Source organism: Pseudomonas sp. (assembly GCF_002796985.1).
Taxonomy (GTDB): domain Bacteria; phylum Pseudomonadota; class Gammaproteobacteria; order Pseudomonadales; family Pseudomonadaceae; genus Pseudomonas.
Map to the genome: position 1 here is coordinate 150458 of NZ_PEKX01000004.1, position 14616 is coordinate 165073.

Sequence of the window (14616 nt, forward strand, 5' to 3'; positions counted from 1 at the left end):
GTGGGTGCCAGCACCGCCGCTTTCCGATTCACTGCGTCCAGGCCAGCCTGCCGGCTGGCTTCCGTCAGCATGCCGACGAGGACGATATGGCCGTACCCCTGCTGAGCGAGCGAGACATCGACTTCCTGCTCTACGAACTGCTCGATACCCAAGCCCTGACACAGCGCCCGCGCTACGCCGAGCATGACCGCGAGGTCTTCGCCGGCGCCCTGGCCACCGCCCGCGCTATCGCCACCGACTGCTTCGCGCCGCATTACCAGAAGGCCGATGCCCACGAGCCGACGTTCGACGGAGAGCGCGTTCACCTGCTAGAAGAGACCCGGCAAGCCTGGGACGCCTTTGCCCAGGCCGGCTTCCTCGCCGCCCACCACGATGCCGAGGACGGCGGCCTGCAATTACCGGAGGTGGTGCTCCGGGCCTGCATGGCCTATTTCAATGCGGCGAACGTGGCCACCACCGCCTATTCCTTCCTCACCATTGGCGCGGCCAATCTGATCAAGAGTTTTGCCAGCGACGAGCTGCGCGAACGCTTCCTCCCCGCCATGCTCGACGGCCGCTGCAGCGGCACCATGGCCCTCACCGAACCCGGCCAGGGCTCGGCGCTCGGCGACTTGCGCAGCAGCGCGCGCGTGGCGGCGGACGGTAGCTTCCGCCTGTTCGGCCAGAAGATGTTCATCTCCGGCGGTGATCACGACCTGACCGAGAACATCGTGCACATGGTGCTGGCGCGCATCGAAGGCGCGCCGGCCGGCGTCAAGGGTATTTCGCTGTTCCTGGTGCCCAAGTGGCTGGGAGAACAGCGCAACGACGTGGCCCTGGCCGGCCTGCTGCACAAGATGGGGCACCGCAATACCACCTCCACCGTGCTCAGTTTCGGCGAGCGCGATGGCGCGATCGGCTACCTGGTGGGCGAAGCCAACCAGGGCCTGAACTACATGTTCCAAATGATGAACGAGGCGCGTATCGGCGTGGCTCTGGCGGCGGCCAGCCTCGGCTACCAGAGTTTCAACCATGCCCTGGCCTATGCCCGCGAACGACCACAGGGTCGCCTGCCGGGCAACAAGGACCCGCTGCAACCGCAAGTGCGCATCATTGAGCATGCGGACGTACGGCGCATGCTGCTGCAGCAGAAGGTTTACGCCGAGGGCAGCCTGGCGCTGTGCCTGTATGCCAGCAGCCTGGCCGAAGATGCCCATACCGCGCCCTCCTCCCCGCAACGCCACGCCGCCGCGGAGCTGCTCGACCTGCTCACGCCCATGGTCAAATCCTGGCCATCGCGCTACGCCACCCAGGCCTCGGACCTGGGCATCCAGGTGCTCGGCGGCGCCGGCTACACCCGCGAATATCCCCTGGAGCAGTTGTACCGCGACAACCGTCTGAACCCGATCCACGAAGGCACCGAGGGTATCCAGGCGATCGATCTGCTCGGCCGCAAGCTGGGCCCACGCGGCGGCGACGGCTACCGCCTGTTCATCGAGCGGGTGCGTGCCGACCTCCTGCGCGCCGCAGCCAATGGCCGCTGCATCAGCCTGGCCAAGCAGCTGGACGTCGCCCTGAGCACGCTCGAAGAAGTCACCCATTCGCTGCAACTGCAAGTAGCCAAGGACGCCGGCGCCGGCTTGAGCAACGCCAGCGCCTACCTCGACCTGTTCGGTCGTGTGCTGGTGGGCTGGCTGTGGCTGCGCATGGCGATGATCGCCGGGCAGGCACTGGAGGATGGAACCCACGGCAGCGATGCCGACTTCTACCAGGGTAAGCTGCAGGCCGCGCGCTATTTCATGGACTGGGAGCTGGCCGGCCTCGCCGGCACCGCGCGACTGCTGCTCGACGGCAACCGCGTCAGCCTGGACATGCACGACGCCTGGTACTGACCGGCGCCTTCTCACACCACCCCGTGGAGACACCATGCAACCTCTCGTTCGCTACCAGGTCGACGCTGGCCTTGCCCTGCTGAGCCTTTCCCGATCGCCAGTCAATGCCCTCGGCCAACCCTTGCGCGCCGCACTGCTGCAAGCGCTGGACCGCGCTGCCGCCGACGAAGCCGTACACGCCATCATCCTGCGGGGTGAGGGCGGGCTGTTCAGTGCGGGCGCCGACATCAGCGAGTTCGGCAGCGAGGCCTCCTTCGCCTTCCCGTCCCTGCCCGACGTTCTGCTACGCCTGACCCAGATTTACAAGGCGGTTATCGCCGCGATCACCGGGCCTGCACTGGGTGGCGGCCTGGAACTGGCGCTGGCCTGCGGCTATCGTATCGCCTGCCGTGATGCTCGTCTGGGCCTGCCGGAAATCAACCTCGGACTGCTCCCCGGTGCCGGTGGCACGCAGCGCCTACCACGGCTGATCGGGGTGGAGCCGGCGCTGGACATGATGATCTCCGGCCAGCCCATCTGCAGCGCGCGCGCCCTGCAACTGGGGCTGCTGGACCGTGTCGTCAGCGAACCGGAAGCCTTGCTGGAAAGCTGCCGGGAGTTCGCCGCGAAACTGCTCGCTGATCGAGCACCGGCGCAACCCGAAACCCGCTTCGCCAAACCCGCCGCCGACCTGTCGGCCGACTTCTTCCAGGCTTACCTGTCGAAGCACGAGGCTCGCTGGAAGGACCGCTTGGCGCCGCGCCTGGTGCTCGCCGCGGTGGAAGCGGCCTGCGTGCTGCCACTGAGCGAAGGGCTGCGGCGTGAGGAAGCCTTGTTCAAGCAGGCCGAAGCCTCCGCGCAATCTGCCGCACTGCGCCATGTGTTCTTCGCCGAACGCAAAGCCGGGCAAATTCCCGGTATCGATGCCGCCCTCCCCCTGCGCCCGGTACAGCAGGTGGCGGTAATCGGTGCCGGCACCATGGGCGGCGGCATCGCCATGAACTTCGCCAACGCTGGCATCCCCGTGCTGCTGCTGGAGCAGAAGGCCGAAGCACTGGAGCGCGGCCTGGCGAACATCCGCAAGAACTACGAGATCAGCGTGCAGCGCGGCAAGCTCGACGCGGCGCAGCTGGAACAGCGCATGCAACTGCTGCAGGGCACGCTGGAGTATACCGACATCGCCGACGCCGACCTGGTGATCGAAGCGGTATTCGAGAAGATGGACATCAAGCAGCAGGTGTTCCGCACCCTTGATGAAGTCTGCAAGCCAGGGGCGATCCTCGCCAGCAACACCTCCAGCCTCGATGTCGACCAGATCGCCAACGTCACCCGCCGGCCGCAGGATGTAGTGGGGCTGCACTTCTTCAGCCCGGCCAACGTCATGCGCCTGCTCGAAGTGGTGCGCGGCAGCGCCACCGCACCAGACGTACTGGCCACCGTGCTCAAGCTGGCCCGGAGGATCGGCAAGGTCGCGGTGGTCTCGCGGATCTGCTTCGGTTTCATCGGCAACCGCATGCTCGAACCCTACAACCGCGAAGCTCATCGACTGGTACTGGAAGGCGCGACACCGGCCCAGGTCGATGGTGTGCTGACCGGCCTCGGCCTGAACATGGGCGTGCTATCGATGACCGACCTCGCCGGCGTCGATGTCAACTTCCTGGTGCGCGACGCCAACCGCGCCGCGTTCGCCCATGACCCCAGCTACTACAAGGTGGGCGATGCGCTCTACGCCCTGGGCCGCTTCGGCCAGAAGACCGGGCGCGGCTTCTATCTCTACGAAGGCCGCCAGCGCAACGACGACCCCGAGGTGATCGCCATTGCCCAGCAACTGGCGGGTGAGCTGCAGGTCCCGCGCCGAGCCATCAGCGAGCAGGAAATCCACGACCGCTGCCTGTTCATGCTGATCAATGAAGGCATCCAGTTGCTTGACGAAGGCATCGCCCTGCGCGCCGGCGACATCGATCTGGTGTGGATCAACGGCTACGGCTTCCCGGCCTGGCTCGGCGGGCCCATGCACTATGCCGAGCAACTGGGCCTCTCCCGCGTGCTGGAGGGCATCCGCCACTATCGCCAGGCCCTCGGCGAGTACGGCGAGGTGTGGTTCCAGCCCGCCCCGCTGCTGGAACGACTGGTCGCCGCTGGCAAGACCCAGATCGAAAAAATCTGACCCTTGTGGCCGCCCACGGGCGGCCGCAATCCACGAGGAACTTCAATGAACGACGCCGTCATTCTCTCCACCGCACGTACGCCGATCGGCAAGGCGTTTCGCGGTGCATTCAACGACACCACCTCGCCCAGCATGGCCGCCTTCGCCATTCGCGCCGCCGTGCAGCGCGCCGGCATCGAAGCAGCAGAGATCGAGGACCTGGTGATGGGTACCGGCATGCCCGCCGGTACCGCCGGCTGGAACCTCGGCCGCATGAGCGTGCTGGCCTCGGGCCTACCGGTGTCGGTCAGCGGCCAGACGATGGACCGCCAGTGCGCTTCGGGGCTGATGGCCATCGCCACTGCCGCCAAGCAGATCATGGTCGATGGCATGCAAGTCACCCTCGGCGCCGGGCAGGAGCACATCAGCCTGGTGCAGAACCGTCACATGGACTGGGTGGGCGAATACCACGACGCCCAGGTGCTGGCCAACGTACCCAATGCCTATATGCCGATGCTGCAGACCGCCGAGCTGGTCGCCCAGCGCTACGGCATCAGCCGCGACGCTCAGGACGCCTATGCCCTGCAATCGCAGCAGCGCACCGCGCGCGCGCAACAGGCCGGGTTGTTCAGCACGGAGATCGTGCCCGTGACGGTGCGCAAGAGCGTCACCGACAAGAATACCGGCCTGGTCAGCCACGAGCAGGTCAGCCTGAGCCTGGACGAAGGCAACCGCCCGCAGACCGTACTGGAGGATCTGGCCCGGCTGAAACCGGTGATCGAAGGCGGCTGCATCACCGCCGGCAACGCCAGCCAGCTCTCCGATGGCGCCAGCGCCTGCGTGCTGATGGATGCGCGCCTGGCCGAGCAGCGTAACCTGCAGCCGCTGGGCCTCTACCGCGGCATCGCGGTTGCCGGCCTGGCCCCCGAGGAGATGGGCATCGGCCCGGTGCTGGCTATCCCGAAACTGCTCAAGCGCCACGGCCTGAAGATCGACGACATCGGCCTCTGGGAGATCAACGAAGCCTTCGCCTGCCAGGTGCTGTATTGCCGCGACAAGCTGGGCATCGACAACGACAAGCTGAACGTCAACGGCGGCGCCATCGCCATCGGCCATCCCTACGGCATGAGTGGCGCGCGAATGGTTGGCCACGCACTACTGGAAGGTAGGCGTCGAGGCGTACGCTACGTCGTGGTCAGCATGTGCGTCGGCGGCGGCATGGGCGCCGCCGGGCTGTTCGAGGTGATCTGATGAATATCCCCGCAGCGACCGGGATGTCGCTGCGGGGAGTCAGGCGCGATCCTGCCTGCGCGCCGCCAAAATGGCGTCATAACGACTCGACACCTCGAGCTTGGAGAATATGTTGCGCAGGTTCCACTTCACCGTCTGCAGGCTGAGATTGAGGGTCAGTGCGATGCGCTTGTTCGACATCGACTGCTCCAGCAGCCCGAGAATTTCCCGCTCACGCTTGGTCAGCAGTGAATCCACCCGGCTGACCACCGGACTTTCCACAGCTACCGGCGCCCGCACCTCCGTTGCCTGTCCCGAAACAATGGCAAGATAACCGTCCAGCTCGGCATCCCCGGCCATGCCCAGTTTCGCCAGCAAACCGCGCAACGGCTCGCCTTCATCGATGAAGGTCCTCTGCAACCCCAGCCGATACCCCATCGCCAGAGCCGAGCGCAGGCACTCACGCGATTCCTCTTCGCGTAGCGACTGGGCCAGCGCCATGGCCCGCAGCAACTCGGTCTGCACTCGCCACAGACCACGGTTGTAATCGGCGGCGAGGCGGTCAGCCTCGTCCAGCACACGCAGGGTCATTTCCGGTTGACGGCGAGCCATGGCTACACGCGCCGTGGACCACACGGCGAGCACGGCAATCTCTGCCTGGTGAGGCCCTGGCTCGCGGTGATCGCGGCGCAGGTCATCGAGGTTGACCTGCAAGGACTCGGCGAAGCGCCAGTCGCCACTCGCTAGAGCAATGCGAATCTGCTCCGCCAGCATGTGCGCCACACCGCGGTCGTAGCCCAGGGTGCGGAAGTGCTCTTCCTGCTGCTTGAAGTACTCCAGCGCTTGCCGCGGCGCCTCCTGCAGCCATTGCAGACGGCCATGGCAACGGGCCAGATTGATCATGTATTGCGGAGCGGAGAGCCGCAGTACGTCCATGCGGTTAGCCAGTGCCTCGCGGGCGTCGTCGAGCCGCCCCAGCTCGTAGAACACTGGCGCAACCTGGGCCGCCAGGCTGCAGGCGCTCACCGAGCGGCGCCCGTGCACCATTTCCGCCTCCAGCAGCAGACGGGCACCGATACGCTCGGCCTCCAACATGTTGCCTTCGTACAGCGACACCATGATCGACGAGGTCATGGCGATGAAGGCCATCTCGTCCTGGCTTTGCCGTACGGCCCGCGCCAGTACCGAATGGCCGAAGCGCCGCGCCTCGGAATAGCGCCCTGCGGAAACCAGGCCGTTGACGTAGACGCTGTAGCGCAACTGCTCGAGAAAGGCGTTATCCAGCGCGGTGCTGGCCAGCGGCGTCAGCAACCGCAGACTTTCACCGGGATCGTCGCGCTGCAGGGCCAGCGCTGCCTTGGCCAGGTCCAGCTGGACCGACCAACGTTGACCATGCTCGGTTCGTCCCAGGGCGGTCATCCAGATATCGGCCTTCTCAATGCGCAAAGTCAGCACGCAGGCCCAGATGCCGAGCAGGAGCAGGTCCGGGTGGTTAAGCAGGAAATCCTGTGGCACCCGTTCCAGCCAGTGCATGAACTGGTTGAGCTGGGTGATGTTGTTGAGCGGTGGTGGCACGCGGCCCAGTAGTTCCACCACATAGTCGAAATCGCAGGTCAGTAGCGCATGGCTCATGGCCTCGCCCACCAGGCCGGCGGCTTCGAACCACTCGGCAGCGCGCCGGTGCAGGACACGCTGGTCAACGGCGGTACGGTCCAGGCGCTGACTGAGGAACTCGACGAACATCGGGTGCAGGCGGAACCAGTGGTGCTCGCCGGGCACGTCCACCGGCAGCAGGAACAGGTTGCGCGCCTCGATGCCGCGCAACATCGCCTCGGCGTCGGCGGCACCGGTGACGAACTCGGCGACCTCGACGTTGATGCGGCGCAGGATGGAAAGCTTCTGCAGGAACTCCAGCAACTCCGCCGGCAGGTCCGCCAGCACGTCTTCCACCAGGTACGCGCCCAGATCCGCCCCGCCAGGGGTGGACGGCAGGCGCCGGCGAGGATTGGCCTTCAGGGAAATCGACAGCAGTTGCAGACCGATCGGCCAGCCGTTGGTCTGTTCGTGCAGCGCGTGAGCGGTATCGACGCTGATCGCCGGATCAAGGTTGGCCCGCAGGAAGGAATGGGACTCACGAAAATCGAAGGTCAGCTCCGCGCAGTCGAGCTCGCACAGATCACCCCGAGCCCGCCATCGACCCAGCTGCAGATCCGGAGCGAGTCGAGTGGAGAGAGCCAGGTGCAGGTTGTGTGGAGCGCTGTCCACCAGCGCCTGGATCAGCCGCGTGATCCGTGGGTCGGTGGCCAGATGGAAGTCGTCGATGATCAGGTACAGCTCGTCGCCAACGCGCGCCAGCTGGTTGATCAGCAGGGCCGGGATCAGCTGCGTGCCTTCCTCCAGCACGCTGACCGGCGAGATTTCACTGTCGTCGAGCACGCCAACCTGGTGCAGCGAGCCCACCAGGTTGGCGTAGAAGGCCTCCAGGCTGTTGTCGTCCACCGACAGCGTCAACCAGGCCACCGCCGCGCCCTCTTTCAGCAGAGCCTGGCGCCACTGCGCGAGCAGGGTCGTCTTGCCGAACCCGGCGCCGCCGGTAACCAGGAAAAGGCGGCTGTGATTGGCCTCCTGCAAATGCTCGAGCAGGTGCTCACGCAGGACGCTGTGGCTACTGATACGCGGTGGCGCGAACTTGGTGCTGAGCATGGTGGGTAGGGTCGCCGTGATCTGCTGGAGGGAAGTCCGGGGGCCTGTGGCCGTGTTCCTGCATCGTGAGCAAAGGCGCGTGAGCTGTCCAGAGACAGCGAGCACATCGCAAACCACCGCTGCCTGACATTGCTACCCGTCGATTCAATCATCCTGGCCGATGGCCCACCCCACTCCTGTCGAGTGGGGTGGGCCATCGGCCAGGGTCCCTCGCTCCGATAGCCCGCCCGTCCCAAAGGGAGTGGGCCTCGCTGCTATCCCGATCCACAGGAGGGGGGCGCGCCAGCCAGGCGGCTGCCTAGCATGACGACTGTTTTCGACACCACAAGGAGTCCTGTCGTGCCCCACCGTACCCCCCTGCCCCGCCCCACTGGCGAGGGCCTGCCGATCACCTGGCGCGCGGACCAGCCGGACCGCGACGCGAGCGCTTTCCTGCGCATGTTCAACCTGGCCACCCGCGTCAAGCCCTTCGACGCCTATTCCCTGGACGACATCCGCGAACTCTGGCGCCTCACCGCCCTGGCGCTGAGCCACCGCCCGGCGCTCCCCAGCGTTCACCAGCATCATTTCGAAGGCCCCGGCGGCCAACTCAACGTGCGCGTCTACAAACCGAGCGATGACGATACCGTCCGCCCGGCTTTCCTCTGGATATACGGCGGCGGTTTCCTCGTCGGCGGCCTGGACACGGCGGACTCGATCTGCCGCAACATTGCTCTGCAAGCCGACTGCATCACGGTCGCCCTGAGCTACCGGCTCGCCCCGGAGCACGGCCTGGACGCCAGCCGCGAGGACTGCATGGCCGGTCTGGACTGGGTCCTCGAACATGCGCAAGAGCTGGGCATCGATGCCAGCCGGCTGGCCATTGGCGGCGAATCGGCGGGCGGCAACCTCGCCGCGGTGATGGCCCAGGAAGCCCGACGCCGGGAACTCGAACTGGCGTTGCAAGTGCTGGTCTATCCGGCCACCGAGCTGGAAGAGTCCTTCCCATCCCTGCGCGAGAACACCGACGGCTACATGATCACCGCCGACATGCTTGGCCACATGCAACGCATCGTCGCCGGTGTCGTCAGCGATCTGGACCTGAGTTCGCCCTGGCTGTCGCCCCGCCGAGAGAAGGACCTGCGCGGTCTGGCGCCAACCGTGATGGTCAGCGCCGGCTTCGACCCCATCCGAGATGACGGTCTGGAGTACACCGCGCGCCTGCGCCAGGCGCAGGTGCCGGTGCAACTGCTGCACTATCCCGGGCAGTTCCATGGCTTCCTCAATTTCGACGCCATCAACAGCGGTGCCGCCGACGCCCTGCAGCGCATCGCTTCGGCGCTGGCCCAGGCATTCGCTGGCGAACACCCCAACATCACCCTGGAAATAGCCGACCCGGTATCGGATCGCAACCTGCTCGGTGAAGGCCGCGCCACCGCCCTGAACCTGTGGAATGCCACGGATGGCTGGCGCGACACGCTGCTGACGCGCATCAACCCACGCCTCGCGCGCGCCACCCGTTGGGCCCTTCGCCCGTACACAGTCACCTCTAGCTCCCTGCGCCGCTATCTGCAGGACAAAACCTCGCATGAGGCCGTGCAAACCTATCCCATCGATGCCTGAACAGGAGCCTCCAGCATGACGACTTCACGCTTACCCGACCCGTTGCAGCTCTGCCGCGAGGCGTTGAACAAGCTCGAGAGCGGCATCAACGGCTTCGCTTCGCGCAAGATGGACTCTCCCGAGTTCGGTCGCCGAATGTCCTCCTGCACCCGCGTCTCCAGCGGGGCCCGCTACCTGGCCGAGCGTTCCGTCGCTCGCCTGCTGGAGCGCCTGGACCTACCCAGCCGCCAGGAGGTGCGTGAACTGGCCGATGCGGTTCGACGGATCGAGGACAAGCTCGACCAACTGCTCCCCGATATGGGCCCCAAGGCACTGACGCCCCGCCCTCCGCGCAGTCGTCGGCCACTGGAGATGGAGCCGGGCGTGGCCTTGTCGAACGCCCGGCAGCGCGCCAAGCGCCCCGCCACCCATAACAAGAGGAAGCCATGACATGCCCTTCCAGGAGAGTTTCAAGGAGCGTTTTAAAACCGAAGCCCGCCGGATGCTGCAACGTCGGCGTAACGCACTGGACTATCTGAGTTCGCCCGGCCCGGCCATGGGCGAAACGCCCAAGCGTCTGCTGCATCGCCGTGGCACCCTCAGCCTGTACCACTATCACTCGACGGCGGACGAGGTGTATCGCGTACCGATACTGCTGGTCATGGCCACCACCAACCGTGCCTACCTGTTCGACCTCGCCAAAGGGCAGAGCCTCATCGAGTTTCTCCTGCACCGTGGTTACGACGTCTACGTCATCGACTGGAACCCGCCCACCCACGCCGAGAAGCACCTGAAGATCGAGAACTACGTACTCGACTTCCTCCCCGACTGCGTGCGCCGCGTTCAGCAGGATGCCGGCGTGGAAGAGGTCACGCTGGTCGGCTACTGCATGGCCGGCATTCTCGCGTGCATCTATGCCGCGTTGCACCCGAACGCGCCGCTGAAGAACCTGGTGTGCTTCACCACCCCCATCGACTGGAGTCAGCTCGGTTGGGCCAAGGCCTTGGCGGACCCGAACAGCCTGGATATCGATGAACTGGTCGAACGCCTGCCGATCATCCCGGCAAAGATGATCGAAAACTCCTTCGACCTGCTCCGCCCGGCAGGCCGCGTGGCCGGTTGGCTGCGCCTGTGGGACAACCTCTGGGACGAGCAGTACGTCAGGGGCTACCGCATGATGACCGGCTGGGGTGCCGACTCCCTGCCCCTGGCGGGCGACTACTACCGGCAGCTCACCAAGGAGCTGGTGTGGAAGAACGGGTTGGTCGAAGGCACCTTGCGCATCGGCGGACGGTTGGTGCGACTCGAGAAGATCAAGGTCCCGCTGCTGCACATCCTGGCCGAGCACGACACCCTGGTGCCACCGGCCAGCGGCGAGCCCCTGCTGAAAATGGTCGGCTCCACCGACAAGGAAGAAATGATCATTCCCGGCGGGCACGTCAGCCTGGTCGCCGGCCCTTCGGCCATCAAGCGCATGTGGCCATCACTGGATCTCTGGTTGGGGAAACGCTCCATATGAAAAAGCCTGCTTCGCGCCACTATCCTCGCCGCCTCGAACTCAATGGCACCTCTGTCGACTTCCGCCTGATGACGACGGACGACGCTGCCGCACTCACCGGCTTCATTGGCCAGCTTCCGGTCCACGACCTGCTGTTCGTACGCCGCGACATCAGCCACCCGAAAGTCATCGCGGCGTGGCTGAGCTCCCTGGGCGAGCAGGTCACCAGCTTGGCCGCCTATGCCGGCGACCAACTGGTGGGCTGCAGTGCCGTGGTAGTCGACAGTTGGTCCTGGTCGGCCCATGTCGGCGACCTGCGCATCCTCGTGGCGCCCGAGTGGCGCGGTGTCGGCCTGGGCGGGGTGCTGATCCGCGAAAGCGTCAACCTCGCGGTCAGCCAGGGCCTGGAAAAACTGACCGTGCAGATGACGGTCGACCAAAGCGCGGCGATAACCGCCTTCGAGGCGCTGGGCTTCCAGCCCGAGTCGGTGCTGCGCAACCACGTCAGGGACCATGAAGGGCACACCTATGACCTCGCCCTGCTGAGCCTGGATGTCAATGAACTGAACGCTCTCGCCAGCGGCAAGGGCATGGTCACGGCGATGAACGACTGACGAAAAATGGGGCAGCTAAAGCTGCCCCATTTCCTGCCTTGCTTCACCCTCGCTCTAAGCGATATTGCGCGAATGTTTCTCCCAGAAGGGTTTGCGCAGCTCGTTCTTCAGCACCTTGCCAACGCCTGACAGTGGCAGACCATTGCGGAACTCAACGCTACGCGGACACTTGTAGCCGGCGATCCTCTGCCGGCAGTGCTCGATGATATGGTCCACCGACACGTCCTCGCCGGGCTTGAGCACCACCACCGCATGCACGCTTTCGCCCCACTTGTCCGAAGGGATGCCGATGGCCGCGCACTGGGCAACCGCCGGATGGCTGGCGATGGCCGTCTCGACCTCCGCCGAGTAGACGTTCTCGCCGCCGCTGACGATCATGTCCTTGAGACGGTCGACGATGTAGACAAAGCCCTCGTCATCCATGTAACCGCCGTCACCGGTATGCATCCAGCCGTTGCGCAGCGCCTCGGCGGTCGCTTCCGGCTTCTTCCAGTAGCCCAGCATCACCTGCGGGCCACGGACGATGATTTCGCCGACCGTGCCCTTCGGCACTTCGTTGCCTTCACCATCGATGATGCGCACTTCCGCACAGGCCACCGGCCGACCGGCCGAGTACATCCTGCCGCTCGCCTGGTGCTCGGCGCTGTGATACTCGGCGTCGAGCATGGTGCCGCCGGTAGTCAGTTCGGTCATGCCGTAACCCTGGAAGAACCCCGCTGACGGGAAGGCCGGGCAGGCGCGATCGAGCAGCGCAGGCGAAATCGGTGAGGCGCCGTAGATGACGTGGCGAATCTGCTCCAGTGGGAGCTGCGCCAGTTCAGGGTTGGCGTCGCGGGCATCGAGCATCATCTGGATCATGGTCGGCGCCAGCATCACATCGGTGATGCCCTCGGCCAGGACCATGCGCACCGCCGCTTCGCCGCTGAAGGCCGGCAGCGGAACGTGAATGCCGCCGGACACCATCAGCCCGTACAGGGCGGAAAAGTCGGCCAGATGGAACATCGGCATGGCATGCAGGAGCACGGTGTCGTTGCGATAGAAGCCCTTCGCCATGGCAGCATAGCTGGCATAGGCGAGGTTGTTGTGGCTGATCATCACGCCCTTGGGGAAGCCGGTGGTGCCGCCGGTGTAGAAGATCCCGAGCAGCGCATCGCCACCACGACGCACGTCTTCCACGGCCACCGCGCTGGCCAGCAGCGCCTCATAGGACAGCATGCCGGGCGGCGTCTCACCATCGCCGGCATAGATCACCGTACGGACCGTTCCAGCCTGCGCGGCGACCGTCTGGCCAACTTCGACGAAGGCATCGTCGACGATCAGCAGGGTGCATTCGGAGTCATCCAGCGAGTAGAGAATTTCCGTGGGGCTCCAGCGCGTATTGACCGGATTCAGCACGCCACCGCCCCAGGGCACGCCGAACACGTATTCGATATAGCGTTGCGAGTTTCGCGAGAGCATCGCGACGCAGTCGCCGCTGGCCATTCCCAGCTTGCGCAGCGCGCCAGCCAGGCGAGCGATGCGATCATGCAGTTCGAGGAAGGTGACGCTGCGCCCCTGATAACGGATGGCGGTCGCCTGAGGACGCTGTTGCAGGTGGCGATGCAATCCCTGGGTGATGTACATGTCGTTCTCCTGTCTTGTTCTTGTTAGGAGTGCACCTGGCAGCAGGATGGCAGCCTTGCCCTGCCCTTGCCCACCAGGGGCGTGCACTCCGTCGGATACACGGATTTCAGGCCGGAGGCCACTGCTTCATTTTTCTCCGCTTTGGAAATGCATCGAACGGTGACGCCGTGCAGACGCCACCATTCGTTTATCGCTAGCGCTTCAGGCTGGTCTACAGTGAGCGGCCGACCAGCTCACGCTGGATTTCGTTGGCGCCTCCGTAGATGCGTGCCACTCGCGAGTCCGAGAACATCCGTGCGATGGGGTACTCGTTCATGTAGCCGAAGCCACCGAAGAACTGCAGGCAACGGTCCACCACTTCGCACTGGCGGTCGGTCAGCCAGAACTTGCCCATCGAGGCCAGGGTGGTATCCAGGGTGCCATCCACCCAGCGCTGCACGATCAGGTCGCAGAAGGTCCGCGAGGCCATGACGATCGCCTTGATCTCCGCCAGCTGGAAGCGGGTGTTCTGGAACTCCAGGATCGACTTGCCGAAAGCCTTGCGCTCACGGGTGTAGTCCACGGTGAGGGTGAAGGCCCGCTCCATGGCTGCCGCCGCGGCGATGGCGATTTCCGCGCGCTCGTAGGGCAGTTGCTGCATCAACTGGTAGAAGCCCTGCCCTTCCACGCCGCCCAACAGGCAGCTCGCCGGCACTTCACACTCGTCGAAGAACATCTCCGAAGTGTCCTGGCCCGGCAGACCGACCTTGTCCAGACACTGGCCACGGATGAAGCCCGGCGTTTGGGTATCGACGATGAACAGCGAGATGCCCTTGGAGCCCTTGGCCTCGGTGTCGGTCTTGGCGATCACTACGACCATGTCGCTGTTCTGGCCGTTGCTGATGAAGGTCTTCGAGCCGCTGATGACGTACTTGTCACCCTTCTTCACGGCACGGGTGCGCACGCCCTGAAGGTCCGAACCGGTCCCCGGCTCGGTCATCGCAATGGAAGTGATGATCGCCCCGGAAGCGATGCCCGGCAGCCACTGGCGCTTCTGCTCCTCGGTACCGCTGGCGAGGATGTAATGGCCGACGATGTGGTTGATGCCCAGGGCGATGCTCACGGCGCCGGCATAATTCAGCTCCTCCATGACCACCGCATAGTAAGCCGGCGAGCCATCGACGCCGCCGTACTCGGAAGGCATGTCCGGCAGGATCATGCCCATCTCGCCACAGGCCAGCCAGGATTCGCGGTCCGACCGGTGCTGCGCGCGCCACTTGTCCTCGTGGGGCAGCAGTTGTTCGCGGATGAAACGGCGGATGCTGTCGCGGAAAGCCTCCAGGTCGGCATCCATCCAGGGAGAGCGGTAATTTTCCAGGCGCATGTCGTTTT

General features: G+C 65.2%; 10 protein-coding genes. 7 read left to right on the forward strand and 3 right to left on the reverse strand.

Features of this window, described 5'->3' with window-relative positions; all coding sequences use genetic code 11:
* The first annotated feature begins 86 nt into the window (after nucleotides 1–86).
* Genes CTR55_RS03655 through CTR55_RS03665 form a run of 3 tightly spaced genes read left to right on the forward strand, consistent with a single transcriptional unit; the run spans nucleotide 87 to nucleotide 5247 of the window.
* A complete protein-coding gene (locus CTR55_RS03655; protein ID WP_296284191.1) occupies nucleotides 87–1871 on the forward strand; it encodes an acyl-CoA dehydrogenase in 1785 nt (594 codons plus the stop codon).
* A 34-nt stretch (nucleotides 1872–1905) separates the two neighbouring features.
* Nucleotides 1906–4017 carry a 3-hydroxyacyl-CoA dehydrogenase NAD-binding domain-containing protein gene (locus tag CTR55_RS03660; protein ID WP_296284192.1) on the forward strand — a complete coding sequence of 704 codons (2112 nt, stop codon included), beginning with the start codon at nucleotides 1906–1908 and terminating at the stop codon, nucleotides 4015–4017.
* A gap of 45 nt (nucleotides 4018–4062) precedes the next feature.
* Complete coding sequence (locus CTR55_RS03665) at nucleotides 4063–5247, forward strand: acetyl-CoA C-acyltransferase (protein ID WP_296284193.1); 1185 nt, start codon at nucleotides 4063–4065, stop codon at nucleotides 5245–5247.
* A gap of 39 nt (nucleotides 5248–5286) precedes the next feature.
* Here the strand turns inward: CTR55_RS03665 and CTR55_RS03670 are convergent, their stop codons facing one another.
* Entirely contained in the window at nucleotides 5287–7929 is a 2643-nt protein-coding gene (locus CTR55_RS03670) for a LuxR C-terminal-related transcriptional regulator (RefSeq protein ID WP_296284194.1), read from the reverse strand.
* Nucleotides 7930–8268: 339 nt separating this feature from the next.
* On the opposite strand from CTR55_RS03670, the gene CTR55_RS03675 reads away from it, so the two are divergent.
* The 4 genes from CTR55_RS03675 to CTR55_RS03690 are packed head-to-tail and all read left to right on the forward strand — an operon-like array spanning nucleotide 8269 to nucleotide 11622.
* Nucleotides 8269–9531, forward strand: a complete 1263-nt coding sequence (locus CTR55_RS03675) for an alpha/beta hydrolase (RefSeq protein WP_296284195.1) — start codon at nucleotides 8269–8271, stop codon at nucleotides 9529–9531.
* A gap of 15 nt (nucleotides 9532–9546) precedes the next feature.
* The gene (locus CTR55_RS03680) at nucleotides 9547–9960 is read left to right on the forward strand and encodes a hypothetical protein (protein WP_296284196.1); all 414 of its coding nucleotides are present in this window, start codon (nucleotides 9547–9549) and stop codon (nucleotides 9958–9960) included.
* A gap of 1 nt (nucleotide 9961) precedes the next feature.
* Nucleotides 9962–11029, forward strand: a complete 1068-nt coding sequence (locus CTR55_RS03685; protein ID WP_296284197.1) for an alpha/beta fold hydrolase — start codon at nucleotides 9962–9964, stop codon at nucleotides 11027–11029.
* The gene (locus CTR55_RS03690) at nucleotides 11026–11622 is read left to right on the forward strand and encodes a GNAT family N-acetyltransferase (RefSeq protein WP_296284198.1); all 597 of its coding nucleotides are present in this window, start codon (nucleotides 11026–11028) and stop codon (nucleotides 11620–11622) included. Before CTR55_RS03685 ends, CTR55_RS03690 begins: the two co-directional genes overlap by 4 nt.
* Nucleotides 11623–11676: 54 nt before the next feature.
* Here the strand turns inward: CTR55_RS03690 and CTR55_RS03695 are convergent, their stop codons facing one another.
* Together CTR55_RS03695 and CTR55_RS03700 are read right to left on the reverse strand one after the other, a co-directional pair.
* The gene (locus CTR55_RS03695) at nucleotides 11677–13287 is read right to left on the reverse strand and encodes a long-chain fatty acid--CoA ligase (RefSeq protein ID WP_296284395.1); all 1611 of its coding nucleotides are present in this window, start codon (nucleotides 13285–13287) and stop codon (nucleotides 11677–11679) included.
* Nucleotides 13288–13456: 169 nt separating this feature from the next.
* Nucleotides 13457–14608, reverse strand: a complete 1152-nt coding sequence (locus tag CTR55_RS03700; RefSeq protein ID WP_296284199.1) for an acyl-CoA dehydrogenase family protein — start codon at nucleotides 14606–14608, stop codon at nucleotides 13457–13459.
* Nucleotides 14609–14616: the final 8 nt, after the last annotated feature.